Consider the following 25,842-nt stretch of genomic DNA (forward strand, 5'->3'; position numbering starts at 1 on the left):
CCGCATGATCTGGGTTGGACGTTACAGGATTGATGAGCTGATTGGCGAAGGCGCGATGGCGCACGTTCACCGCGCTCATGACCCAAGCATAGACCGGCCGATTGCAGTCAAACTGCTGAAGCCGGAATTCCGCTCCGACAGTGAGATTACGCGGCGTTTCCTGAGTGAATCCCGGGCGGCCGGCATGCTCAGCCACGCCAATATCGTTACCATTTACGATGTAGGTGAGGCCGACGGCACGCCCTATATTGCGATGGAATATGTTGATGGCTGCCCGCTGGACGAACTGCTCGCCGCGCAAGGCCGGATGACGGCGGACAAGGTCACCATGCTCGGCGCGCAAATCGCCAACGCGTTGGCCTATGCCCATGCGCAGGGTGTCGTCCACCGTGATGTTAAACCCTCCAACATCCTGATCTGCGACAGTGGCAAGACCGCCAAGCTGCTCGATTTTGGCATCGCCAGGATCGACGGTCGCGACGTGGGGTCCCCGCAGAGGCAGGCGGCCCGCACTCAGGTCGGCGCCGTCCTCGGCACGCCCCGCTACATGAGCCCGGAGCAGGCGCTTGGCATGCCGGTCGATGCGCGATCGGACCTTTTTTCGCTGGGCGTCGTCCTCTATGAAATGGTGACGGGCAAGGTCGCCTTCACCGGCGCGGGCCTCGCCACGCTCGCCATCCAGATCGCACAGGAGCAGCCGCTCGAAATCGCGCGGCAGGTCCCTGATTGCCCCAAGGGGCTTCGCTTTCTCATCGGCAAGCTGTTGGCCAAGAAGCCTGACCAGCGCTTTGCCAATGCTGCTGAGGTCGCTCAGGCACTTCGCCGCGAACATGACGCGGCGACCGGCGATCTGGGCCAACGCCAGGAAGGATGGATGCAGCGCTACCGCATGCCGCTCCTGCTTGCCGCGTCGGTGCTGCTGGCAGTCGGGACCGGGGTAAACTTCGTGGTGCAACGGGAAAAGATGGTCATGCAGGACATGGCCCTAACCTCCGGCTCGTCCATCGCATCCTTCGTCGCCCGCAACGCGGCACTCCATGTGGCGGAAAATGCGGGTCGCCCCGCCGCTCAGCAGGATTGGGCGCCTTTGCAGGCATTCGCCGTGGCCGCCGCCAGCGACCCCAGCCTGCGCCAGCTCGTCATCGCCGACGAACGCAACATCATCCGCGCGTCCAGCAACCCCCGGCTGCTCGGCACCCGCTACCAACAGACGGCATCGGCCGAAGCGCCATTGCCTACCATCGCAGGCTCTGCGGTGACCCAGACACAGGGGGGCATCCGCTTCGTGCAGCCGGTACGCTATGCAGGGGTTCCGTTCGGCAAGGTGGATGTTGTAATCGAACGCGGCCCTCTCGATCAGGCGCAGCGCACCGCCAGCCTGCTCTTCGCCGGGTTCGCGGTCTTCGTGACGCTGGTCCTTGGCATATGCAGCGCGGCCAGCGTGCGCATCTGGAGCCGTCCGCTCCGTAGGCTGCAACGGGCGCTCGAGGATGTTACGGCTGGCAACCTGTCCTTCCGCATCTCGCACCGGCGCAAGGATGAAATTGGCGATCTGTTCGACGCGATGAACCGCATGGTCGCGTCCATGGCTGACCGGCAGAATTATGTCGCCACCGCCCTCGCTGACGCGGAGCATGCGATGCTGATGACCCGGATCGATCCTGTCGTGGCGGCCGATCCTGCCGGGTGGAAAAGGAAGAGCTGATGTACATCTTCCGATTGTTCGACAAGGATGACGCGCTCACGCCGGTCGATGCCCGCTTTCTCACCGACGGCGTCCTCACTGTCGGACGCGACCCTGCTTCCGATTGGGTGATGATCGATCCCGACCGGGAAATTTCGCGATCGCATCTGACCATGCGGGTCGAAAATGGACGGCTTCTGCTTCATTGCACTGGTACGAACGGCGTCTTCGATGCCGCGACCGAGGATCGCTTGCCCATCGGCGAGGATATTCCGCTCACCTTGCCCCAATCCATTCTGCTCGGCCGCTACCGCCTTGCCGCCGATTATGCGCCGCAAGCGTCTGCCGCCGGTTCTCCTGAAAACGGCACTCTTCTGATGATGCCGCCGCTCGGTCATTGCATCGACGTGCCCAGTGACTGGACCGATGCCCCAAATGTGGCACCGATCACGGCAGGCACTATGTTCGAAGCCTTTTGCGAAGGCGCAGGCATAGAGGCGGCACAATTTGGCGCCGAAGACCCGGCCGAAATCCTGCGGCGCGCAGGCGCCGTCTATCGCCAGATGGTGCTCGGCGTCGGCGATCTGCTTGCCGAACGGGATCGCGTGCGCGGCCAGTATCAGCTTGCCCAGACCATCATCACCAGCGCGGACAATAATCCGTTCAAATGGGCACCGACTCAGCGGCTGGCGATCGACCTGCTGCTCGCGAGCGAAGCGAGTTTCCTCTCAGGTCCAGACGCGCTCAACGCGTCCTTTCGCGATATCAAAAAGCATCTGGTCGCAACGTTCCGCGGATTTCAGCAAAGCCTAACCGCCGCCATCGACAGCTTTCACCCGGCCACTATCGCTTCTGCCACCCAAGGGCAGAGTTCACTGCTCAAGGGCCGCGCCACGCTCTGCTGGGAGGAAGCGTGTCGGCGTCATGCGGTTTTGGCTGCCGAGTTGAGCGGCGAGTCAGGCGTCCTCAACGACGCCTTCGTCGCGGCATATGGCGAAACCAGCGCGCAGCAGCAAGGGCGCGACATATGAGCCCCCTGCACGCCATGGGCGGTCGCCCGCCCAAAGACTCTTCCCGCCGCTCTTTCGCGCGCACTCATATCGGCAAGGTCCGGCTGCTCAACGAAGATCGCTATCTTGAAGCGCCGGAACACGGTCTCTGGGCGGTCGCGGACGGCATGGGAGGGCATGACGCAGGCGATGTTGCCGCGACAATGACCGTTCGCGCCCTCGCCGCCCTGTGCCAAAGCCCCACGCCGCTGGATACCGACGCCATTAGCCGGGCGCTACGATACGCCAACGCCGACATCCACGCACATATGGCACAGCGTGGCCTGCGCGGCGGGTGCACCATCGCCGCGCTTTGGCTGAGCCAAGCCCATGCGCATATCTTTTGGGCGGGCGATAGCCGCGTCTATCGCTCTCGCAACGGCCATCTTGAACGGCTGACGCGCGACCACAGCGTGGTGCAGCAATTACTCGATGCGGGCGCGCTCAGTGCCGAACAGGCTGCGCGTCACCCGCAGACCAACGTTATCACACGCGCGCTCGGCGTGGATGAAGGGGTAGATATTGATCTATCCACCACGGACATACGCTCCGGAGATCGATTCCTCCTCTGTTCCGACGGCATCACAGGCGAACTGGATGATACGCAGCTTGCCGGATTTATGCGCGAGCAGCCTGCAGAAATCATGAAGATGATCATGACCGCCGCCCTGGCAGCAGGCGGCCGCGACAATCTAACGCTGATTATGGTGGGTTAGGGTGGGGTGAGTACCATTCTTCCATGACATCAATCTGACGATATCAACTGTCGCATTTTCGTACCATCTTACCTTGGCCCAAGCCCAAGACACATTGTTCCGCATTGCCCGACACACCTCATGGGGCATGACCAGACGCGGGCTCCGCTGCTGCGACGAGATCGAACTGCTACGCAGGAGCGGCTGCGTCCTAGCGCCTGCCACTTGCTTTAGGATGCAGTGTTTCAATATTGCCTCTCTCAACCCTGCCCTGCCCCGCCACACAGCTTGAAAGCTGTCCTTCGGACATGACAGGGTGGCTGAACGGCTACAAAGGTTCGTGGAGGCGGAGGCCCCACCTGCGCTGGATCGGATACTCCGCGTCGCAATCAGGTCGCGCCAAGGAATCTCCTCGACTGCAATGTCCAACATTTTCGTTTCACCCGTCGTCAAGCCGTATCGCTCCGGTGAGGGCCGCCTTGTGGCGATCGCCTGATATTTTGACATAGCACCGGTGCAAGCGCCGGTGTTCGCACCGATACTAAGGACGGTGCGATGAGCCAGATCACGGTAATTTCGGGGCCCGAGCGGCGCCGGGTGTGGAGCGACGAACAGAAGCGGCAGCTGGTGGCGGCGATTGCGGCTCCTGGGGCGAACGTGGCGGAGATTGCCCGCCGTGCGGATCTGCGGCCGAACCAGATTTACAGGTGGCGGCGGCAGATTTTGGGGCTGCAAAACGGTGCTGTGCCACGGCAGAGCAGGCAGTCTTGTCAGCAAGCAAAAGACGACACGCAGCCTCCGCCCCCCATAGAGCCCGCGATCCTCCGAAACAGACACAAGCCCCTTCGGGTCTCGCGACACTCTGCACCAGCCCGGCATAGCCACCGCCGTGCATGCACCGGAATGCGCCAGACCTTCACGAAACATGGCGTGCCCCACGTTCAGGAATGCGGATAAAATCCGTGCGGGGAAGGCGCAAAATCACATGCGACTGGAAAAGATCACATGCTCTCAATCCGTACCCGTGGAAAGAAAGGCATATACTACATCCGAGGCTCGGTTTCGCTTGGCGACAAGCATATTGAGGTCCAGGAGTTCAGCCTCAGGACAACCGATCGCGATGCCGCGGCTCATCTGATGGCGGAACATGAAACGAAGCTGCGCCACCAGCTCATGTTCGGTCCCGCTGCGCTTGTCGCTCAGGGAACCATCGCCGATGCCTTCGACAGCTATCTGTCAAAGGCCAAGCCTCCTTGCGCATCCGACATCCTGCGCGTCGGCAAACTGAATGGCATCATCGGCGACTTCAGCCTGCGCGAACCCAAGCAGGCGTGGGAGCATTTTCGCCGGGCTTACCTGACCGGCCATGACCCGGGTGGTCAGGATCGTTATCGCTCGGTGTTTCAGGCGGCGATCAATGTCCATTATGATCTGCACGACCTCCCGCCGCTGCGGATCAAGGCAATCCCATTCAACAATGAGCGGGTGCGCTTCGTCAGCAAGGAGGTCCGCGATCGGCTGATCGCCGCCTATTCCCCTCACATCCAGCCGATCATCACGATGCTGGCTTTCCAGGGTCCGCGGATCCAGACGGCATTGCAGATCCCGTGGGGCGTCGATGGAGTGGACATGAAGGAAAGATCCATCCGGCTCAACCACAGCAAAAACGCGGTCATCAAGTCGGTGCCGATGCATTCCCGCGTGTTCGATGTGCTCCACCCGATCTGGGAAAAACGAGGACAGCCGACACAGGGCCATGTCTTCCTCAACCGGTTTGGCAAGCCTTATTCGGACACGCGCAAGGCGAATATCCCCGGCGGCAACCCGATCAGGAACCAGCATGCGACCGCCTGCACGCGCGCGGGGATCGAGGATTTCACCGTCCATGACTGGCGCCACCATTGGGCGTCCCACTGCGTGATGGCCGGGATAGACCTCATCACCATCATGAACATGGGCGGCTGGAAGTCACTGCGGATGGTCCAGCGCTATTCCAGCGTCAGCGTGGATCATATGTGGGGCTGCATCAATAATCTGAGCTGAAGGGAGCGGCCAAAAGGTAGAATCGGCGGCGAGAACCGACTCCACTTTTTCGCTTCACGCTGAAAAAAGCCCGCTCGGGACGGCGTGATAAAAGGTCAGGCTGCAAGCAGCGGCTGTATTTCCTTTATGTCCGCGGCGTCCGTCACCAGCAGGTCATGATGCGCCTGAAGGTTTAGCCAGAACGCAGCGGTCGTGCCAAGCGCCCGCGCCAGCCGCATAGCGGTATCAATGGTGACGGAAGTCTCCTCCGCACATAGGCGCTCGGTCCGCGTGCGGGGTACATGGATATGCTTTGCCAGCTTTCCCGCGCTAATACCCATTTCCTCCAAAAATTCATGCTTAAGGATTTCGCCGGGATGGACCGGCACTTGCAGCATGGTCATGAGCGTTCTCCTTTCAATGGTAGTCCACAATTTCAGCACTTTCCGGGCCATTGTCGAACCAAGTGAAACAGATACGCCACTGGTGATTGATCCGAATCGAATGTTGCCCTGCTTTGTCGCCGGAAAGAGCTTTTAATCGGTTGGCTGGTGGAGCACGGAGATCATCCAGCTTTATAGCAGCTTCCAACATAGCGACTTTGCGGACAGCAACCCGAAACAAATCGGAAGGGAAGCCCTTGCCCGCCTTACCAATTCCCTGCGGCACTGGATTTGGGTCACGGCAGCGGTAACCGAAATGTCAGACGAGTTCCCATTCACTTGGCCTGTTTAGGCATCCTTCCGACTTACTACACAGCCATCCTTCTCAACCACAATTGTCGTCAGTCGCGCCTTGAGGATCGGCGCAATCTCTGGATGACAGGTCGCGACAATCGTACCGGAGGGTGTGGAATCCAGACTATGCAGGTTGCCAGCCTGCTTCACAACACGCCCGCTTTCACTGGCGACCATCATATAGTAGCGCAGTTCAGGTGCATAATGGGGATCGTCGGGGATACTCCAGCCAGGCTCGATCGCCAGCACCGGCGCACGTTCGTGGGAAAGCGCTTCCAAAAGAGCGCCGTAGCGCGAACGGGGATAATGTTCACGTTCGAACAGCAATGTGTGATCAACATGAACTGCCCGCGCCACCCCAAATGTGAGCAGCAATGCTGACACTGTCGTGGCCAGCCAAAGCCTGTGGCGTGGTGCTGCTCCAGATTTAACTTGTGCACGTAAACGGCCAAGAATGGCGTGAACGGCAAGTGCGGTCGCGATGGCAATGAATGGGTATGCCGGCAGATAATAATGGCTGAGTTTTGTGCTCGTCATCGTGATTACGACAAGTTGCGCAAGGGCGACACACAAGGAAAAGATCAGAGCGAGGCGTACCCGTCCCTTTGCAACCGGCAACGCGAAGGGAGAAAGCAAAGCCGCCACGCCAAGGCTAAACAGTCCGCTGAAGAACGTGCCATCGACATAATACCAAGGCGGTCCGGCATGGTCATCCAGCGCCTCTTTGAAACGGCCGCTGACATCATTGTAAATCATGGCGTTCAGATAGCCAGGATCGGCCCGCTCGCGCAGGACCAGGAATAGCAGAATAGGAACGACCGCGAGGACTGCCCCAATGAGATAGTCTGAATTCTTGATCACCTTCTGGAAACGACGGGTAACCAACAAATAGAGCAGGAACCCGGCACCTGGAACTGCGCCTGCGACAGCTTTGGTCATGAGAGCACCAGCCCCCATGATGCCAGCCAGCAGCAGCCAGCCTCGAGGCGGACGCAATCGATGCGCTGCGAAAAAGAGCAGCATCAAATAACCAGTCGTAAAGAAGGTCAGCAGGGCGTCGTAATCCGCTGTTCGCGCGCCATGTTCTCCAAAAAAACTGATGCTTGCTGCAAGCGCGATGCCGCCAAAGGCGGCTATCATCGCAGAAGACGTGATCCGTTGCAGAAAAAGCATGACCAGCAAAACCGTGCCAATCGAGCTGAGGACGGATGGAAGCCGAAGCGCAAACTCCGTGCTTCCGAACAAAGCCATACTGCCCGTCATGAGCCAGACGAGCAGAGGCGGCTTGGTATTCCACAGATCCTGGTGGTAGTCATAGGTTGTCACCAGACTGAGACCACTATGCCGCATCTCCATGGCGCTGATAATGATGCGCCCTTCGTCCCAGATAATTACCGGGATTGGTCTGCCTACGAGGTAAAAGAATATTGCGAACGTCGTGAGCAGCGCCGCTAAAAATCGCACATTCCATAACCACCGAGCGTTGATCCGGCTTCCGATCATCATCTTAAGCCCCACTAAAATCTGAAGATAAAGGAAGGAACCAGTCTAGCGAAAATCCTGCGAACCACCGGGCCGCAAAAGATTGCCGAACCAAATAAGCTGGGGCTCAGGAACGCTTGAACCCCCAACTCATAAAATTGCCGACATTCACGGAGAGCCGCCGACGGTCCACCCAGGAGCCGCGCACCATCCGGGTGAGCACGCCCTTCAGTCCATCGGGCATCGGCACAAGCTGCAACCAGTAGCTGGGACGATAACTGTTCCAGAAACTTGCGCCGCCGACATTGCCATAACCGTTGATCTGTAAAAGGCGGCGCGCGCTTTCCGCCGAGAAGAGCTGCATATGCTCAATATCGACGATGGGTGACCGTCGCCCCAGCAGGCGGTTGAGCATCCCGCGGCGGTCATGTGTGACTCCGACGAACACACCTCCCGGTTTCAGCAAGCGATAAGCCGAAGCTACAAGCGCGCCTGGGTCCTGCACATGCTCCAGTGTCATGAAGCAGCAGATGAGGTCGAAGCTGTCGGCAGCGAAATCCTCTTCTTCGAAAATGCCTTCGCGGATCCATGCCCTACGGTGTGCCGGCGCGGCAGCGATGGCGGCCTTGGATGGCTCTACCCCTACCAGTTCGGAAAAGTCGGCATTTTCAAGCCGTTCCAGAAAGGCTGCGGTTCCCGTCCCAATTTCCAGCGCAGCCCCCCGCCCCTTCAATCTTTCAAGCACCGGCCTTAGCGCGCGCGCATAGGCGTCGGCAGCGTCTTCAGCCTCGTCGGCGCTGTCATAATCAGCCTCGTGATAGCTCGCCGCCAACGAGGCGACGGTCGGCGGACGATCCACATAGGCCAGATCACATGATCGGCAGCGCACCATGGCGTGGCTCATATATTCCGGTACCTTGCGCGACGCGAAGCTCGACGCACTGACCCGGCTCTCGTCCCGCGTATCCGACAGAAAGGGTTCGGCCTGTTCGGGCCCGGCTCCACAGAGAGGGCAGTTGCGAGCGGCAACGATGGGTTCGTAATTCATGCAATCTGCCTAGTGCATCTTGGTTGAGCAAATGTTAACCATATCGGGGGAATGTGGGGCATGAAAGAAGCACAGCTTATTGCGGCGCGACCGTTTGAGACCCTCACGCTGGCCGCGCGCATTCGTGGCCAGGCCCTGCGCATGGTCACGCGAGCCAAAGCATCTCACATCGGATCGGCCCTCTCGATCGCCGATATCATGGCAGTGCTCTACGGCAGAGCCTTGCACGTCCATCCAGCAGCGCCAAGCCACCCGGAGCGGGACCGTTTCATCCTGTCCAAAGGCCATGCCTGTGTCGCGGTTTATGCCGCGCTGGCCGAAACCGGCTTCATCGATCCCGCGCTGCTCGAAACATATGGCACCGACGGATCAATGCTGATGGCGCACATCAGCCACAAGGTGCCGGGCGCCGAGTTTTCCACTGGTGCGCTGGGGCACGGCCTTCCTTTCGGGACGGGCAAGGCGCTTGCGGCCAAGCGTCGAGGAGAGGCCTGGCGCACGGTCGTCCTTACCAGCGACGGGGAATGGGGCGAAGGAAGCAACTGGGAAGCGGCGCTGTTCGCGGCGCATCATGGACTCGACAACCTCATCTGCATCCTTGACTATAACAAGCTGCAGAGCCTGCGGACGGTGGACGAAACCTTGCGGCTCGAACCCCTTCACTCAAAATTCGAAGCGTTTGGCTGGGCCGTGCGTGAAGCCGATGGGCACGATCATGAGGCGCTCACCGCTGCACTGGAGGGGCCACCGTGGGCGGTTGGCAAGCCGATGATGCTCATCTGCCATACCATCAAGGGCAAGGGCGTCAGCTTCATGGAGAACAAGGTGGAATGGCATTATCGCAATCCCACCCCTGAATTGCTGGAAGCGGCGCTGGCTGAAATCGAAGGGGAGAATGGCCGTGCGTGACGCCTTCATCGATGAGCTGACGACGCTCGCCGCGACGCACGACAATATCGCCCTCATCGTCGGCGATCTGGGCTTCAACGTGATCGAGCCTTTTGCCGATCGTTTTCCCGACCGCTTCATCAATGCGGGCGTCGCGGAACAGAATATGACGGGTCTCGCCGCCGGCATGGCGAGTGAGGGCTATCATGTCTTTACCTACTCGATCGCCAATTTCCCGACCTTCCGCTGCGCCGAGCAGATCCGCAACGACGTCGATCATCATCGCCTGCCCGTCACCGTGGTGGCTGTAGGTGGAGGCGTATCCTATGGCGCGCTCGGCTATTCCCATCATGCCGTGCAGGACTACGCCCTGATGCGCGCCATGCCCAACATGACGATCGCCGCGCCGGGTGATCCGCTAGAGACCCGCGCCTGCTTGCGCTGGCTAATCGACAATCCCGGCCCTTCCTATCTGCGGCTCGGCAAGGCTGGAGAGCCACGCTTCCACGACAGCATCCCCGAAATTGCGCTTGGGCGCTGGGTCAAGGTGCGTGACGGCGGCGAAGGCTCCGTCCTGCTCTCGACCGGCGCGGCTCTGGGCGCGGCCATCGGGCAGGCAGATGGCCGGGCCGTGTGGTCCCTTCCGCTGTGGAGCATGGCCGCGAAGGCGGACCAGCCTGCCCAGATCGCGCAGCATGCCCGCGTCACGACGCTGGAAGATCATCTCGTGGACGGCGGCTTTGGTTCATGGTTGATGGAATCGGTGGCGGGCACGGCTGCCGCCGCCTGCATCGAGCCGATCGCCCTATCTGCGGAAATCTGCGACCTGGTGGCCAGTCAGTCCGCACTCAACCGGATTGGCGGGCTCGCTGCATAACCCTTTTTTAACTACGCCTGTTCATAGGATTTGACCCATGAAAGCGATCATCCTTGCAGGGGGCCTAGGCACCCGCCTCGCCGAAGAAACATCGGTCCGGCCCAAGCCCATGGTGGAAATCGGCGGCAAGCCGATCCTGTGGCACATCATGAAAATCTATGCCCAGCATGGCGTGGATGAGTTCATCGTGTGCCTCGGCTACAAGGGTTACATGATCAAGGAATATTTCTTCAACTACGCCCTCCACATGTCGGATGTGACGATCGACCTGCGGCGAGGCACGACCGACGTGCATCGCAACGCATGCGAGGATTGGAAGATTTCCCTGATCGACACTGGTGCGGAGACCATGACGGGCGGGCGGTTGCGTCAGGCGATGCAATATCTCGGCGATGACGAGGATTTCTGCCTGACCTATGGCGATGGCGTCAGCGATCTCAACGTCGGCGCGGCTATCGATTTCCATCGCTCGCATGGGCGCAAGGCGACCGTGACGGCGGTGCGTCCCGCCAGCCGCTATGGTCAGCTTGACCTCGAAGGGGACCGCGTCGCGGCCTTCGCTGAAAAGCCTCTGGATGAAGCCGGCTGGATCAATGGCGGCTTTTTCGTGCTTAATCGCTCCATCGGAAATTACCTGAACAATTCCGATAGCTGCGTCTGGGAGCGCGAGCCACTGGAGCGTCTGGCGTCGGATGGCGAGCTCCGCTCCTTCTTCCACAACGGCTTTTGGCAGCCGATGGATACATTGCGCGATCGGCAGATGCTTGAAGGCATGTGGGAACGGCAAGAGGCCCCATGGAAAACCTGGCACTAGAGCGCGCCGGCGCGGTGGCGCTTACGCCGAACGCCCGCTTCTGGGCTGGGCGACGGGTGCTTGTAACCGGCCACACCGGATTCAAGGGAAGCTGGCTGCTTGGCCTGCTCAATATATTCGGTGCTCGCGTCACAGGCCTTTCGCTAACACCCGACTCTACGCCCGCGATGTTCGACCTGATCGGCGGCGCTGAGCTTTGCGATCATCATATCGCCGACATTCGCGATGCATCCGCTGTTGAGACAATCATCATTCAAGCCGAGCCGGAGATCGTCCTGCATCTCGCCGCGCAGCCACTGGTGCGCGCATCCTATGCCGATCCACTCGCCACCTATCAGACCAATGTCATGGGCACCGCCCATGTGATGGAGGCATGTCGCAAAACGCCGTCCATTCGCACGATCGTCTCCGTAACGACCGACAAATGCTATGCCAATGACGGTCGCATCGAAGGCTACCGCGAGGATGCGCCGCTCGGCGGCCATGACCCTTATTCCAACAGCAAAGCCTGCGCCGAACTGGTGAGCGCATGCTGGCGCGACAGCTTCCTTACAGAGCGGGGCACTGGTCTCGCCACCGCTCGCGCCGGTAACGTGATTGGCGGCGGTGACTGGTCGGCCGACCGGCTGGTGCCGGATGCAATCCGCGCCTTCTCAGCTGGGCGAACGCTGGAGATCCGCAATCCGGAAGCCGTGCGCCCTTGGCAGCATGTGCTCGAGCCGCTGGCGGGCTACCTGCTGTTGGCCGAAGCGCTGACCGACGATCCCGTCCGCTTCGCGCGGGGTTGGAATTTTGGCCCGGCGCCCGCCGACATGGCAAAGGTCCGCGACGTCATCGATCTTCTGGGCCGTCATTGGGGTGTAGCTCAGCCTTGGGCGGCGCAGCCCGGCGATCATCCGCACGAAGCTGCGATGCTGACGCTCGATTCCTCTGCCGCTGCTGGAGCGCTCGGTTGGCGGCCGCGCCTTACGCTTGATCGAGCACTCGCGCTGACAGCGGCCTGGTATCGCGCTGAGGACAAGCGCGCCATCACTCGCGCGCAGGCAGAGGCTTTCCTCGCCATGGCGCCAGCATGAGCCGGATATTCGTCACTGGTGCAAGTGGCTTCGTAGGCGCCGCCGTCGCCGATCTGGCCGCCCGCGAGGGCCATCAGGTCACGGCATTGGTGCGTAATCCCTCGTCTCCGCGCGCGGTGTCGTTGGCGGGGCGCTGTGAGATCGCCGTCGCCGACTTGTCCAATCGCGATGCGGTTCGCGCTGTGCTGTCAGAGGCGCGCCCCGATTACGTCATCCATTCTGCGTGGGAGGGCGTGGGCGGTCCCAATCGCGCCGGGGACATTCAGATCGATAATATCCGCACGACAGTCGATCTGCTCGACAGCGCTATCGCGGCAGGCACCCGTCGCTTCATCGGTATCGGCAGCCAGGCGGAATATGGCAGGCATGATCGTCGGATCGACGAAAACGCCGCAACTCAGCCCTTCCTCCTCTACGGTGCGGCCAAACTTTCCGCCTGCCATCTGACGCGCCAACGCGCAAGCGAGGCGGGCATTGGCTTCGCCTGGCTACGTCTCTTTTCGCCCTATGGTCCCGGCGACAATCCCAATTGGCTGATCCCGTCAGTGGCGGCCCAGATCCTTGCGGGCCAGGCGCCGCGCACCAGTGTGGGCACGCAAAAATGGGATTATCTGCACATCGCCGATTGCGCGCAGGGCATATTGGCGGCCGCCGTGACGGAGAGCGCACAAGGGGTGTTCAACCTGTCGAGCGGTCGCGCGGTTACAGTCCGGTCGATCGTCGAGCGTATTCGCGACCTTGCCTGCCCCGGCCTTCCGCTGACCTTCGGCGAGATTCCCTTTGGCCCCAATCAAATCATGCATCTGGAAGGGGATTGCAGCCGCCTGACCGCCGCGACCAGCTGGACCCCCCACATCATGATCGAGGATGGTCTTGTCAGCGTGGTCGATTTCCTGAGGGAGGCCGCATGAACATGCCCGCCCTTGATCGCCGTTTCATCAGCTTCCTCGTCGCGGGCGGGATCAACACGCTGTTCGGCTACAGCGTCTATAGCGCCCAAGTGCTGATGGGCATCAAGCCTCACGTGGCGGTGACGGTCAGCACGATTGCAGGCGTCCTCTTCAACTTCCTGACTACGAGTGCCGTGTTCCGTTCACGTGAACTGCGCCGACTGCCGCGATTCCTCATCGTCTATGGCTTCATGCTCAGCCTCAACATCCTGTTACTCGAGATTGCCATGCGCGCGGGCTTTGGTCCGCTACTGGCGCAGGCGCTCGTCCTGCCCATCTTCACCCTCACCTTCCTTGCCATGCGCCGCTTCGTGTTTGCGGCCTCGCCGGAGCAGACCTCATGAAGACAATCTCCATCGTGACGCCCTGCTTCAACGAGGCGGACAATGTCGAAGTCTGCCGCGATGCCGTCGCCGCCCTGTTCGCACCCGGCGCGCCGCTGGCGGGCTACAAGCGGGAACATATCTTCGCCGACAATGACAGCAGCGACGGTACGCAGGACATCCTGCGTTTGCTGGCGGCGAACGACCCTTCGATGAAGGTCATCCTGAACGCGCGCAATTACGGCCCCTTCCGCTCCAACTTCAATGCGCTTCGCGCCGCGACGGGAGATGCTGTAGTCGTGTTCCTGCCCGCAGACCTCCAGGACCCGGCAGAAATGATCCCGGAGTTCGTAACGCTATGGGAAGGTGGTGTGGAAGTCGTGGCGGGCGCCCGCGTCAACCGTCAGGAAAGCCTTGCGCTTCGTACCTGCCGCGCAATCTTCTACCGCACAGTACGCAGTTTCAGCGACATCGACATCCCGGTGAATGTCGGCGAATTCCAGCTTCTGGACCGCAAGGTATGGGAAGCGGTCGTGAGCCATGACGATCATTACCCCTATATCCGCGGCATCATCGCTTCCGTGGGCTTCCGTCGCGTCATCGTGCCTTATACCTGGGCCGCACGGCGATCCGGCATCTCCAAAAACAACCTGCCGCGATTGATTGATCAGGCGCTGAACGGCATTTTCAGCTTCACCAACGTGCCGATGCGCCTGTGCACCTTCGCCGGCATCGCAATGGCGCTGCTCTGCATGCTCTACGCGACGGCTTCGGTTGGCCTTTACTTCATATGGCCCAATCTCGCCCCGCGGGGGATGATGACGCTGATCGTCGCCCTCTTCTTCCTATCGGGCATTCAACTCGCCTTCATGGGGATATTGGGTGAATATGTGACGTCGATCCATGCGCAGGTTCGCAAACGGCCACTGGTCGTAGAGCGGGAGCGGCTCAATATGGAGGCTGTGTCGATGGACGCGGCTGCTGACAACCCGGTCCACGGCCTGCCGCAGAAAATCGGTGTGGAGGCCGCGTGACGCTGTCGCCAGCGCTGAAATCAGCGGCGAACCCCGGACGTTCGACATCAACAATATCGGTTCCGCTTCGCGCATTGGCGGCGATGCTCATTGCCTTGCTCGGCTTGGACAATGTGCTGCTATTGGGCTTTCTTGGCCAGCCGCCGCTGCTAGTGGCGGCGCTTGCTGTAACTGGGTCGGCACTCCTTGGATTCTTGGCCTACCGAGCGACGCCAGGCGAATGCCGCATCGGCTTGTCGACCATCCTGATCTGTCTCTCGGTCGCTGCTATCCTACTGATGCTCGGCGGAGAAGGACGCCTTTTCTACGCTCCTACCGACTGGCAGGTTCGCGATGCGGTACTCGCCGACATGGGGACGCATCGGTGGCCCTTCGATTACTTGCTGGACAGTCGATCACAGATATTACGCGCGCCCATCGGCATGTATCTGCTCCCTGCCCTGCTCGGCGGTGCAAGCCAGGTCGCCCGCGACTGGATTTTGCTGGCGCAGAACTGCCTGATACTCGGCCTGCTGTTCGCGCTGGGATCGGTCCTGTTTCAGGAGCGCCGCGCACGGTGGATTGCCGTCACCATCTTTGTGGCGTTCAGCGGTCTCGACATTCTGGGTAGTCTCATCGAGCAATGGGCCACCGGCCATACGCGGTGGGACCATATCGAAGATTGGGCCGCAGGTTTTCAATATAGCGCTCATATCACTCAACTGTTCTGGGTCCCGCAGCACGCTCTTGCTGGCTGGGTCGCGGCTCTCACCTATCTCCTGTGGCGCAGGAATCTTGTACCAATCGGGATATTCGGCGCAACCTTACCACTCGTTGCATTATGGTCGCCGCTCATTCTGTTCGGAGCGGTGCCTTTTGCGCTCTTCGCGGGGCTTCGGACAATTGGCTCCCGCTCGTGGAACCGACTCGACCTATCGCTCTGCCTGATCGCGACCGCGATCGCAGTTCCGGCTCTTCTTTATCTGGTGACGGATTCGACGAGCGTGGGAGGCGGACTGCGCCCTCCCAATGCGATCCTTTATATCGTGATCATGCTGTTGGAGGTTGTGCCCTTTCTCCTGCCTACCCTCTTCGACCGCAACAATAGCGTCGATCGGACGAGCCTCGCCATCGCGGCTGTATGCCTTTTCCTGATGCCCAATTGGGCCATCGGCATGTTCAACGATTTTCAAACCCGCGCATCCATCGTGCCGCTGGCGATCCTGGCGGTGGCCTATGCCGACTGGGCGACGCGGATTGTCGGCTGGCGCGAGAAACTCAGCTTTTGCGTGATTATCGTCCTCGGCTCGGTAACCGGCGTCGTAGGCATTGCGAATGCCCTCCGCTTCGCCCCATCTCCAATACCTCGTTGTTCGGTGAGGGGCGTATGGGAACGCCAATCAACATTGCATTCTTCATACAGTTCTTATTTCGCGCCTAGTGACTCGATACCCTTCAGGGTGATGCCCGTCGATCGCGCGAGATCCGTCGAGCGGGATCGATGCTGGGACCGCCCATGGCATACACCGGGGCCGCCCTTCCTCAAAGTGCAGGGCCGCTGATGACTTCATCGATGATGACATTGTCTGTATATGCGGCGCTGCTGTTTGCTGTGCTGCTGACGCCCTATTCAGCGTCGGCCTTTAGTTCGCAGGCAGATCGACAGCGCAGTGTGGAGTTGGCCAGTTGTGCGCTGCTCCTGATGGCGGCGTTAGCTTTAACGGCGTTCCGGCACGGGGCTTTCCCACTGATCGGCATATTTGTCCTGATCCCGCTTTTCGGCCTCGGGACCGTGGCACTTTTAGGCGGCATGACGGCCGTCCTACTCTTCGCCACCACCATCTGGTGGACGCAATCGTCTATATTCGGGTTCATCCCAACGATGATCGCCGCCCCGCTTGCTGTGGGAGCCGGCTTTCTGCCGCGCTGGAAGCCACACGCTGTCGCGACGCAATCGGGACTGCTCCCAACGATGCTGCTATGCGGGGTCATCGGCATCGGCGCCGGGCTTCTGACCGCACCTTTCGAGTCGGCGGACACCATCTACCTCGCCTGGCATCACTGGGGCGCCTACCTGGCCCCGGTGGAAGCATGGCGAGGCGGTGGCGTGCCCTACCGGGATTTCCCAATACAATATGGGCTAGGGCCTACGGTCACTCTGATGGCAAGCTGCGGCCAGGATTGCTGGCGCGGCATGTATGAGGTGACCGTCGCCGCCAACGCTCTCTATTTTGCAACTCTTGCAGGAATCGTGATCGTCCTGACCGCGCGATCATCTATGGGCGTGCGCTGGCTGGCGCTACTGGCGATGTTTTGCGCAGCTTTCATGTGGACTGGCTTTCCGAGCAATTTCGCCGGGCCGGTGATCACGCCTTCAGTCGCCGGACTACGGTTCCTGTCAATTTCCACGCTGCTACTTCACATACTCTATGCCGAACAACGCAAAGTCCGCCGCGACTGGATCGGGCATACCATCTGGTTGATCGACCTCTTCTGGTCGCCTGAAGCGGCATTCTTCGGAACCTTGATCTGGTGGCCATATCTGGCATTGCGCGATGCCACCGCAGCAGATGGACGGCGCGGGGCAATCATTGCTCTCGTTCGAGGGGCCGTCCGAGGCGTGGCAGCTTTGGCGGCCGGAATCTGCATCCTTGCGCTTACCCTCTGGCTGCTATCCGCCAAGGCGATCACGTTGGAGGATTTCTTCGCCTATGTGCAGCATCCCCCAGGGGCGCTGCCCGTCAATCCTGTCGGGACTATCTGGATCGCGCTTGCGGCACTTGCGCTTGGCATCGCCGTGCTGGCGCGACAGGGCCTGTCAGAACGGGCCCGACCCCTTTATGCCTGTTTGCTGGGTTTCCTGGCAGCGGGCACCTATTACATCAGCCGCAGTCACGATAATAACATCCTCAACCTGTTCCCATTGTTGATCCCGGTGCTGCTGGCGACTCTCGCCAATCTTGACAATGTCAGCGACACGGCGCGACATTTCGGCCGCGCCTTCATCCACACCTTACTCATCGCCATGGTCGCTTTCACAGTCACCTTCGACTTTAGACCTTGGCGAGAAGGCGCCTCCCGGGCCGGGGCGCTACATCTCGGACCATACCGGCTGATTGCGCGCTTTACCCCCGAAGCAAATGATCGCCCCACGATATTGTCCGCTGATGCAATCGCTGGCCTGCGCTATCTCCGGGATCAGAAAGCCGAGGCTATCGCCCTATTCGATCACAACTACCTGATGGTTCGCTCCTCAGGCAGGGCATGGACCAGCGTGAACAACCTCGCCAACTTTGTGCCGCTGCCCCAGGCATCCATTGAACATTACATCCGCCGAAGCGCGGCTGCTTACCGTCGGCCCGGGTGGATCCTGGCAGACGCCGATCATCGACATTGGGTGAACGCCTTCCGGGTGGCTTATGACGTGCAGCGAGAACAGTCGTTCGGCAGTTACCGGGCATATTATCTCGTGCCGCGCAGCACGGCAGCTACCAAGCCGCTTTAAGCCAATTTATCTTGGTTCGCACTTGGTACACTTCTATAGATGCGGCATTGCGAAGCGCATAAGGCAACGCGATACCGCCACTGGGGATCATCCCCTCACAATTTTGTCTTTTTGAAGATCGCTTCGGGTAAGGCGCAGATAATGCCCATTATCACTCGCCAGATGCCCCGGACAAAAATAACGTCCTTCTTTTGACGAACCGCCTTCAGGATGGTTTTGGCAACATCTTCAGGGCGAGCGGTAAGGCGCGAGGGCAGATTCATACCTGCTGTCATACTGGTTGCGACGAAGCCCGGCAGAACCGTTATCACCTGCACATTCTGTCTGGCGAGACGGTTGCGCAAACCTGACAAAAATGCGGTGAAACCGGCCTTTGCCGAGCCATAGGCGTAATTGGAGGCCCTACCGCGAAGGCCCGCAACCGAACTGACGCCGATAATGGTCCCATCGCGACGCTTCTCAAACCGTTCGGCCAGCACCGACAAAATGCTAGCAGGCCCCTCGAAATTGCTGCGGAAGATCTGTTGCATGACTACGGCGTCCCGCTCGGCGGCCCGCTGATCTCCCAATAGGCCAACGACACAGACGGCTATGTTGGGCAACTCATCTAATCGATCCACAAATGCAGTATGAGCCTCAAGATCAAGGGCATCAAACTCATGCAACGTCACACGCTGGCTGTATCGCAGCACGATGTCGGAACGGTCTGCTTCGAGCGTTCGACTATCGCGTGCCGCGAGCTGAATCGCGTAGCCTTGCTGGGCAAAGCGATGGGCGACGGCGCGCCCGATGTCCGATCGCGCACCCAGGATGAGCACTGTTCCGCTAGTCAAATATCCAACCTCTCGGACTGGGAGGAGGCAAAATTGCCCTTCAGCGCACGCCGACCACGGAATGCGGCGAAATTGTCCGTACGCTTATCGGCAGCCCGCAGTGTAGCAGCTGACATGCGCGCGTCTTTGGCGAGATAGAAACGGCCGCCGTGAGCGATCGTCACTGCCTCCAGCGTTTCGTATAGCGCGATCGTACGGGGCGATACGGGGAAGTCCAGAGCGAGGGTATATCCCTCCATTGGAAAGGAAAATGGCGAACTCTGTGCCCCAAACCGCTTGAGGACCGCGAGAAAGGATCCGCGGCCGCTCGCAGCAATGCGGCCCAGCAATTCACCCAACCCCTCGCGCGATCGCTCCAACGGCAACACGCATTGAAATTGCAGGAAGCCGCGCGCACCATAGATACGATTCCATCCCGAAATGGCGTCAAGCGGGTAAAAATAGCTATCGTAGCTCACGAACTGCGTTCGCTCCGCCTTATGCAGCCCGGCCCGATAATAGAGGCCGTTGAACAACCTGACAGCCGACCCGTTCAAAGCCCAATTGGGCAAGTCGAAAGGGACGCTCAGACGCCGCCTCGCAGGGACATCCAAAGGCCGCTGACGCTGCGATATCGACAGTTCGTCTGGCTTGGCATGCTCCCCGAGCATGACCAGCGAGCGCCCAAGCGATCGACCTGAGCTTAGTGTATCAATCCAGGCGACAGAATAGGTTGCGTCGCCATTCGCCTCGAAGGCACCCATTGCGCTGTCCAGATCGGGTGCCGCGATTGTCCGCTGTCGTATCCACGCTGACCGAACTGCCCGCAGGCGAATAGCCGCCCGGAGGATTACGCCCGTCAGCCCCATGCCGCCGCAGGTATGATCGAATAGTTCGGGATCTTCCGTGCGCGAACAACGCCTCGCCACCCCGTCCGCGCATAGGAGATCGATCCACGAGATGCAGGTGCGCATGCTGCCATCCCTGTGATGGTTTTTCCCGTGCACGTCCGCCGCAATCATCCCGCCCAGCGTGACGTGGCGCGTGCCGGGCGTAACGGCGGGAAACCAGCCATGCGGAAGAAAGGCTGTGATAATGTCCGAAAGAAGAACCCCGGCCTCAGCGGTCAGTTCGCCCGTCGCCGCGTTGAAGGAGAGCATCCTGTTCATGCCCCGCATATCGAGCGTGCAGGACAAACTGGCCGCAGGATCGCCATAAGCGCGGCCGTTGCCTCGCGCTATAAGGCTGCCCGCTGAGAGGGCGTGCAGCACATCGGCTTCGCAACGGGCCGCTTTCAGCGGATAGTCACCGACGGGATAGCGCCCCCAACCGGAAAGTCTTGTCATGTCCGCGGCACCATATCGCATTTAGCAGGGAAAACGAAATGCCTATCAAGCCGATATTTGGCGACATAACCAATCGCCAAGCCAAGCAGCGCGCCGGCCTCGCGCATTGTCTGCGTGCCCCAATATAACCAGAAGGCTGTTTCGATCGTGAAGAAGATCAGCGTTGTCGCAATGCCCGTGGAGGCATATTTCAGGAAGCTACGGCCGTTGCTGGCGAAGCCAGATGCGCGGTCGCCAAAAATATACAATTTGTCGAGAATGAACTTCACGCCCAAGCCGACAACCGTCCCGATGATCAGACCCAGCACGTAGCCGATGGTAGTCGGCGATATTGCCAGAACCAGCCGCTGAAGCATGAGGTTCGCGACCGTGGCAACGGTAGCGAACAGAGCATAGCGTAGCACCAGCCCCGTAAGGCTCACAGCAGCGCCCCGCCGATCGCGAGAAGAGCAGCAATGCCAAAGCAGATTTGGCTGGTCCGATCCAAAGCGGCAAAGACAACAGGATCGTCGTGCATCTCCCCACGATGCGCAACCAGCGTCATGCGATTGAGCCAATACAGCAACGTCAGGCAGATGCCCCATAGAGCCTCCGGCCTTGAATAAAGCCGGGTAACATCAGCTGAATTGACGTAGAGGGCAAGGACCAGGACAGCCACCATACCAGCGCCTGTCGCCATTTGAGCCACGATGGGCAGATCATTCACATGATATCCCCGGCCCGTCGCATTCACAGCCCCGCTCTTCACGCCATCCACCAATTCCACCTGACGTTTCACTGCCGCCAGCGCAAAAAAGAAAAAGATCGAAAAGGCCAGCAACCAAACCGAGATGGGAATGGCAGTGGCGGCTCCACCTGCGAGTATGCGAAAGCTATACAAGAGGGCTAGCGTGCAGATGTCTATGACAAGGAACCGCTTCAGCCACAGCGAATAAGCGGTGGTAATGACGAAATAGCCGAGCAACAACGCGAAAAATTGAGGCCCAATAATCGCCGCCGTGGCGAAGCCGACGGCCAGCATGACCAATCCCAACACAACACCGTTCGAAACCGGAAGAACGCCGCTCGCGAAGGGGCGCATGCGCTTGCGAATATGAAGTCGATCCGCTTCCAGATCGAGCAAGTCGTTGAAGATATAAACTCCGGAGGCGATCAAGCAGAAAGCTAAAAACGCCATAATGCTGTGGATCGCGGTGCCGACGTCGATCCGATGTGCAGCCAACATCGGGAGGAAAAGGAGCACATTCTTGAGCCATTGATGCGGACGAGCCGCCTTGATCGCGGCTTTCATGCGCGAACCCGAGCTGACAAGATGCGTCGCGTTCGAATGGAGCCGATCAACCCTCTTCCTAAGTCCCGACGATATATCGACGGTCACAGCGCCGCTTGCCTTCGCCCACACATTCAAATCCGAGCGCGAATCTCCGACGTAGAGGAAGCCACGCGCGCCATATTCGCGGACCAGCAAATCAGCCTTGCGAGAACCCTTCAGATTTACCGCGTGGTCCGACCCGTAAACGGCATCAAAAAGGCCGAGATGCATGCTGATCCGCTCGGCCAGTGCCTGGTTTGTCGCGGTGACGAGAACGGCTCTGCCACCATCTTCCCGCCATTGCCTGATGTGGCTCAGAACCTGCTCATTATAGGGCAGCAAGGCGACATCGATGTCACTCGCTTCAGCTAGAAGGCGTTTTACAGCGGCCTTTCCCTCCATCAGCCGAGCTGTCGCTACAAACGGAATTCGCCAGTCCCGTGAAAGGCACGCCCAGAACGTCTCATACAGCATGTCCGAACGCAGGAGGCTGTGATCAAGATCGACCGCCAAAACCGATTGCGCGTCAGCTTTTCGAACGGCCGTCGGCGCGAAAAGATCAACGCCTTTCGCTCGGAGGTCATGCAAACTCACCCCTCCTTGCCCAGCAAAGAAATTGACCTCCTCAGTCATTGACCGGCCCATTTTTGACACAAGCAACGGTTGAAAGACCACCTGCTGGGCGAGATCGGCCATCAGAGCATTGCCAAGCCGGATCATTTTCAAAGCTGGGCGGGCGCGCAACGGCAGCGGAATTTCCTGCTCTGTTGAACAGCCAGATAATTGCAGGCCTGCCCCCGATGGCAGCAGATTTCAACAGTGCATTCGCATCGCTTGAAGGTGACACAAGGATCGCTTGCACCGGGATCTCAGAACCATCGCGCTTCAGAAAGTAGCCCCCCAGTTGCTCCAGCGTACGCGGCTCCATGATCTTGGCAAGGGGGTGATCCCAAACGAAGAGGAGACGATCGGGTTTGTGCTGCCATATAAAATCGCTGCCTTCCTCACTATTATACACGATGCGGGCATCGTCTTTATCGTGAATGGCCCTGACATCGAGCTGTGGCACCAGCCAAGAGAGTGCCAGTAATGCGCCAGCCAGCCCCGTTCCACCAATCTGTTGCGCCATCAAGGCCAGCACAAGCATTGCTGACGGCACCAGTGGAACAAAATATCGATCAGTCAGCGATGGCTTGAAAATATTTATCGCAATTATGAGCGCAAACCCGAGTACAAGCACACTAAGAACAATGAATATATTTCTCGATTCCAAATAGCTTTGGCGATGTGATTCAGAAGCATTTCCTCGACTCCGTCTAAGGATGAAAAGGACGACAAAGGCTATCAAAATGCCAAGTTGAATGGCGCCTTCTATGCCAAAAATATAGGTCAACCCTCTGATCACTGACCATCCGTTGATCGCGGGATACACCGAAACATCTGGTCTGGCATAATCCGCTAACCTTGGAAGGTGATAGCCAAACCAAGCCAGCCCCGGCGCCGTCAGAAAGGCAGTCGGCCACAGCCGGAGAAGTTCCAGACGCTTGCAATATATCAGAATGAGCGTTTGTCCGGCGAGGATCGCTCCAGAATAATAGTGGGTCAGGAACATCATCGTTCCCAGCATGACCCAGATCACAGCATTTCGTCGCGTCAACTCATCCAACAGATTCAAAAAGGCGATGCAGGAACATGTCGATAGCAACAGCAACAGCGCATAGCCTCGGGCGTCGAGCATCACGTTGAAGCTCGGTTGCCAAAGCAGGAGCAGGGCAGCAAACGTCCACGCCCCGCACCTTGTCAGGCCGGATGGTCGCCACGCCCGTGGCGCCAGAGCTGCCAAAAAAGTGAAAATGATGCTCGGAAGCCGCAACATGAAGTTGTTGTCACCCGCGACAGCGATCCACAATTTGAGAATAAAATAATAAAGTGGGGGATGGCAGTCGAGCCACGTTTCACGCCAGAATCCCGCCCAATCGGGCTGCGTCGCTATCATCGCGCTCCACGTCTCGTCCAACCATAGTGGAGAGCTGGCCGCTATCTTTAAGCGCAGGGCAATGACAAATGCCAACCCCAGCACCACGAAGGCGCAAAGCATACGCGTCATCAGGAGTTTCGTTTTCTCGCTTTTGAACACAACTGCAGACATCAGCACCTCGAACGACCACCTCCGCCTACGCTTACCATGGTTAAGGAATCCTTCGCGCTACCGGCATGCTAGTCGATTCTGGCCTTTGGCGGCCGCTCCGGGCCGTAGCGGGCGCGTGAATGAATTCACCCTCCATCTCTAATACCCAGTCAATCCGCTTGGTCGGGAGGCCCATCCGCTAAGGCGTCAGCTAATTGCAGGCCCCGATCGCCCCCGCCCGAACTGCCAGCTAATCCCGTCCGATCGCGTGATCCCCGTAGCCGTCCTTCCAATGTTGCGTTCCAATACGTTTCGCCATGGCACAAGCGTGAAATCCCGCGCACGCTCGACCACCGCATACGGCCCATTCTCAAGGTCCAAACGCCGCCCAATGACACCCTCAACGCGCTCGCCCACATTGATCGACTCAAATCGCTTGCCAAGTTCTTTGCCAAGCCTGTCGACAACATCCCGAAGCTCGCGCAAGCGCAGTGCCTCCAATGCGCCGCGCCGCAACTGGAAAACCAGCCCATCGCCGTCGGCCAATTGCTGTTCGACGAGCCACTGACGTCTGGCCGACATTGCGTCGCGCACTTCGCGACCAAAGCCGACATCGCGGACCACGCTCGGTGTACCTGATGCCAGTTCGCGATCGAGCCAGGTCGACGCCTCCTTTGCCGCCAGGTCGGCTACAGGTGTTCGCGAGAAGATCGAGACTGCCACCGGCCGGTCATGTTTCTGCCGCTGGACATAGGCCCCGGCACGGGCGAGGTGATCGTCGGGAATGACCCAGCTCCCATCCTCTGATCGCTCCGGCCCGGCCCCCGCCCGCCGCATAGCTTCCAGCCGCCGGACATGGCTCGCGGCATAAGCTTCGCTGGCCTGAGCATCATGCGCCAGGTGAAGATCGACCGAATAGCGTCCACCGTTGGCGCGAGCGACAGCATCGACGGTACGATCCGCCTGCATCACGCTCGCCCTCGTCGGCTCTATCCGCACGGTCGCATTCTCTGGCAACGATGGCGCGCCATCGCCCCGGCCAATGTCTATATAATGGACCCGGCCATCGACTCCGTCGAGCATCGCATAATGACGGTGGCGATGCTCGTCGGAGAAGCCCCGCTGGATCAATCGCCCGACAATCGGCTCGCGAAGCTCGGTCGTCACCACCTGTTCGACACCCGAGCGATCAAGGCGGCGTGCCGTCAACTCGCGCTGCATGAGGCGGATGATGTCGCCGCGCTCTCCCATGCGCCGCAGCAGGCGACGATCGATCGCGGTCAACCGCTCCTGATCGACGTCGTGACGCAGGCGGGCCTCGATTTCGTGATCGGTTCGCGGCCCCAGGTCGAGCGTCACCAGTTCGGACGCGCGCTCGCGCAGGCCGTGTGAAATATATTCGCGGGCGATGATGAGATTATCGCCGCGATCATCGATGCCGCGCAGCACGATATGCGTGTGCGGTCGCTCGGTGTTGAAGTGATCCACCGCGACCCAGTCGAGCTTTGTGCCGAGGTCCTGTTCGACCTGCGTCATCAGTCGACGGACATAGGGCTTGAGATCGGGATATTCGGCGCCGTCCTCGGCCGAGACGATGAAACGGAACTGGTGCCGGTCGCCGGCCGTGCTCTTGATGAAATCGTTGCCGTTCGCGCGGTCGGTCGCCGGGCCGTAAAGCTCACCAGGCAGGCCCTCGCGCGTGACGCCGTCGCGCTGGATGTAGCGCATATGGGCACGGGCTGCCTGGCCAGCCTTGCCACCGAGCCGAATGAGGCTCGCCTTCACCACCGCGCGGCGTCCGCGGAAACCGCCCAACCTGTCGCGACTGGCGAGAAGCCGTCCCATGCTCGCGCCCCGGCCGATCCGACTGCCATCAAAGCGCCGCGACCTTTTGCCTGTCTTGTTACCAGCCAGCCGCGTCGCCGCGAGGATGCGCCCGCCATATTTGACGGTGCGCTTGCCATCATTGCCCCGCATCCTGCCGAGCCTGGGCGTGAGGTCGTCGTCAGACATGGTAACGCCGCCCCATCTCGCGAATTCGGCCAGAAACTGGCGGATTTCCGCCGTTCCCGCCCGCCCTG

At 59.9% G+C, this 25,842-nt stretch carries 24 protein-coding genes; 14 read left to right on the top strand and 10 right to left on the bottom strand.

Going from position 1 to position 25,842, the window contains the following annotated elements; translation table 11 throughout:
* Positions 1–4: 4 nt before the first annotated feature.
* From ACWNC0_RS18420 to ACWNC0_RS18440, 5 genes are all read left to right on the top strand, one after another.
* A complete protein-coding gene (locus ACWNC0_RS18420) occupies positions 5–1,705 on the top strand; it encodes a protein kinase domain-containing protein (RefSeq protein ID WP_449473687.1) in 1,701 nt (566 codons plus the stop codon).
* Positions 1,705–2,715 (top strand): type VI secretion system-associated FHA domain protein, encoded by a 1,011-nt coding sequence (locus ACWNC0_RS18425; protein ID WP_449473689.1) that lies wholly within the window; start codon positions 1,705–1,707, stop codon positions 2,713–2,715. The genes ACWNC0_RS18420 and ACWNC0_RS18425 overlap by 1 nt, the downstream gene beginning before the upstream one ends.
* Entirely contained in the window at positions 2,712–3,449 is a 738-nt protein-coding gene (locus tag ACWNC0_RS18430) for a PP2C family protein-serine/threonine phosphatase (protein WP_449473691.1), read from the top strand. The genes ACWNC0_RS18425 and ACWNC0_RS18430 overlap by 4 nt, the downstream gene beginning before the upstream one ends.
* Before the next feature lie 534 nt (positions 3,450–3,983).
* Positions 3,984–4,385: a transposase gene (locus ACWNC0_RS18435; RefSeq protein ID WP_449473693.1), complete on the top strand. Its 402-nt coding sequence runs from the start codon at positions 3,984–3,986 to the stop codon at positions 4,383–4,385.
* A 48-nt stretch (positions 4,386–4,433) separates the two neighbouring features.
* Positions 4,434–5,471, top strand: coding sequence for a tyrosine-type recombinase/integrase (locus ACWNC0_RS18440; protein ID WP_449473695.1), 1,038 nt, complete (start codon positions 4,434–4,436; stop codon positions 5,469–5,471).
* 95 nt (positions 5,472–5,566) lie between these two features.
* Here the strand turns inward: ACWNC0_RS18440 and ACWNC0_RS18445 are convergent, their stop codons facing one another.
* The 4 genes from ACWNC0_RS18445 to ACWNC0_RS18460 all read right to left on the bottom strand — a co-directional run bounded on the left by ACWNC0_RS18445 (position 5,567) and on the right by ACWNC0_RS18460 (position 8,717).
* A complete protein-coding gene (locus tag ACWNC0_RS18445) occupies positions 5,567–5,854 on the bottom strand; it encodes a HigA family addiction module antitoxin (RefSeq protein WP_449473697.1) in 288 nt (95 codons plus the stop codon).
* Between the two features lie 13 nt (positions 5,855–5,867).
* Positions 5,868–6,119 (bottom strand): type II toxin-antitoxin system RelE/ParE family toxin, encoded by a 252-nt coding sequence (locus tag ACWNC0_RS18450; protein ID WP_449473699.1) that lies wholly within the window; start codon positions 6,117–6,119, stop codon positions 5,868–5,870.
* A gap of 62 nt (positions 6,120–6,181) precedes the next feature.
* Positions 6,182–7,693, bottom strand: a complete 1,512-nt coding sequence (locus ACWNC0_RS18455) for an ArnT family glycosyltransferase (RefSeq protein WP_449473701.1) — start codon at positions 7,691–7,693, stop codon at positions 6,182–6,184.
* A gap of 103 nt (positions 7,694–7,796) precedes the next feature.
* Positions 7,797–8,717: a class I SAM-dependent methyltransferase gene (locus tag ACWNC0_RS18460; RefSeq protein ID WP_449473703.1), complete on the bottom strand. Its 921-nt coding sequence runs from the start codon at positions 8,715–8,717 to the stop codon at positions 7,797–7,799.
* Positions 8,718–8,777: 60 nt separating this feature from the next.
* Between ACWNC0_RS18460 and ACWNC0_RS18465 the strand changes: the two genes are divergently transcribed.
* Genes ACWNC0_RS18465 through ACWNC0_RS18505 form a run of 9 tightly spaced genes read left to right on the top strand, consistent with a single transcriptional unit; the run spans position 8,778 to position 18,163 of the window.
* Complete coding sequence (locus tag ACWNC0_RS18465; protein ID WP_449473705.1) at positions 8,778–9,626, top strand: transketolase; 849 nt, start codon at positions 8,778–8,780, stop codon at positions 9,624–9,626.
* Positions 9,619–10,482: a transketolase family protein gene (locus tag ACWNC0_RS18470; RefSeq protein ID WP_449473707.1), complete on the top strand. Its 864-nt coding sequence runs from the start codon at positions 9,619–9,621 to the stop codon at positions 10,480–10,482. The genes ACWNC0_RS18465 and ACWNC0_RS18470 overlap by 8 nt, the downstream gene beginning before the upstream one ends.
* A 37-nt stretch (positions 10,483–10,519) precedes the next feature.
* A complete protein-coding gene (gene rfbF, locus ACWNC0_RS18475; RefSeq protein WP_449473709.1) occupies positions 10,520–11,296 on the top strand; it encodes a glucose-1-phosphate cytidylyltransferase in 777 nt (258 codons plus the stop codon).
* On the top strand, positions 11,278–12,372 hold the full coding sequence (gene rfbG, locus ACWNC0_RS18480) for a CDP-glucose 4,6-dehydratase (protein WP_449473711.1): 1,095 nt from the start codon (positions 11,278–11,280) through the stop codon (positions 12,370–12,372). The genes rfbF and rfbG overlap by 19 nt, the downstream gene beginning before the upstream one ends.
* Positions 12,369–13,283 carry an NAD-dependent epimerase/dehydratase family protein gene (locus tag ACWNC0_RS18485; RefSeq protein WP_449473712.1) on the top strand — a complete coding sequence of 305 codons (915 nt, stop codon included), beginning with the start codon at positions 12,369–12,371 and terminating at the stop codon, positions 13,281–13,283. Before rfbG ends, ACWNC0_RS18485 begins: the two co-directional genes overlap by 4 nt.
* Entirely contained in the window at positions 13,280–13,666 is a 387-nt protein-coding gene (locus ACWNC0_RS18490) for a GtrA family protein (RefSeq protein WP_449473714.1), read from the top strand. Before ACWNC0_RS18485 ends, ACWNC0_RS18490 begins: the two co-directional genes overlap by 4 nt.
* Complete coding sequence (locus ACWNC0_RS18495; RefSeq protein ID WP_449473716.1) at positions 13,663–14,679, top strand: glycosyltransferase family 2 protein; 1,017 nt, start codon at positions 13,663–13,665, stop codon at positions 14,677–14,679. The genes ACWNC0_RS18490 and ACWNC0_RS18495 overlap by 4 nt, the downstream gene beginning before the upstream one ends.
* Positions 14,676–16,220: a hypothetical protein gene (locus ACWNC0_RS18500; protein WP_449473718.1), complete on the top strand. Its 1,545-nt coding sequence runs from the start codon at positions 14,676–14,678 to the stop codon at positions 16,218–16,220. The genes ACWNC0_RS18495 and ACWNC0_RS18500 overlap by 4 nt, the downstream gene beginning before the upstream one ends.
* Before the next feature lie 11 nt (positions 16,221–16,231).
* Positions 16,232–18,163, top strand: a complete 1,932-nt coding sequence (locus ACWNC0_RS18505; RefSeq protein ID WP_449473720.1) for a hypothetical protein — start codon at positions 16,232–16,234, stop codon at positions 18,161–18,163.
* 95 nt (positions 18,164–18,258) lie between these two features.
* Here ACWNC0_RS18505 and ACWNC0_RS18510 read toward each other — a convergent pair whose 3' ends face one another.
* The 6 genes from ACWNC0_RS18510 to ACWNC0_RS18535 form a co-directional block, all read right to left on the bottom strand.
* Complete coding sequence (locus ACWNC0_RS18510) at positions 18,259–18,981, bottom strand: SDR family oxidoreductase (RefSeq protein WP_449473722.1); 723 nt, start codon at positions 18,979–18,981, stop codon at positions 18,259–18,261.
* Positions 18,982–18,992: 11 nt separating this feature from the next.
* Positions 18,993–20,321 carry an FAD-binding protein gene (locus tag ACWNC0_RS18515; protein WP_449473724.1) on the bottom strand — a complete coding sequence of 443 codons (1,329 nt, stop codon included), beginning with the start codon at positions 20,319–20,321 and terminating at the stop codon, positions 18,993–18,995.
* Positions 20,318–20,743 carry a GtrA family protein gene (locus ACWNC0_RS18520; protein WP_449473726.1) on the bottom strand — a complete coding sequence of 142 codons (426 nt, stop codon included), beginning with the start codon at positions 20,741–20,743 and terminating at the stop codon, positions 20,318–20,320. Before ACWNC0_RS18520 ends, ACWNC0_RS18515 begins: the two co-directional genes overlap by 4 nt.
* On the bottom strand, positions 20,740–22,329 hold the full coding sequence (locus ACWNC0_RS18525; protein ID WP_449473728.1) for a UbiA family prenyltransferase: 1,590 nt from the start codon (positions 22,327–22,329) through the stop codon (positions 20,740–20,742). The genes ACWNC0_RS18520 and ACWNC0_RS18525 overlap by 4 nt, the downstream gene beginning before the upstream one ends.
* On the bottom strand, positions 22,259–23,782 hold the full coding sequence (locus tag ACWNC0_RS18530; RefSeq protein WP_449473730.1) for a hypothetical protein: 1,524 nt from the start codon (positions 23,780–23,782) through the stop codon (positions 22,259–22,261). Before ACWNC0_RS18530 ends, ACWNC0_RS18525 begins: the two co-directional genes overlap by 71 nt.
* A gap of 186 nt (positions 23,783–23,968) precedes the next feature.
* Positions 23,969–25,774: a DUF3363 domain-containing protein gene (locus ACWNC0_RS18535; RefSeq protein ID WP_449473732.1), complete on the bottom strand. Its 1,806-nt coding sequence runs from the start codon at positions 25,772–25,774 to the stop codon at positions 23,969–23,971.
* Positions 25,775–25,842: the final 68 nt, after the last annotated feature.

Source organism: Sphingobium chungangianum (assembly GCF_977014255.1).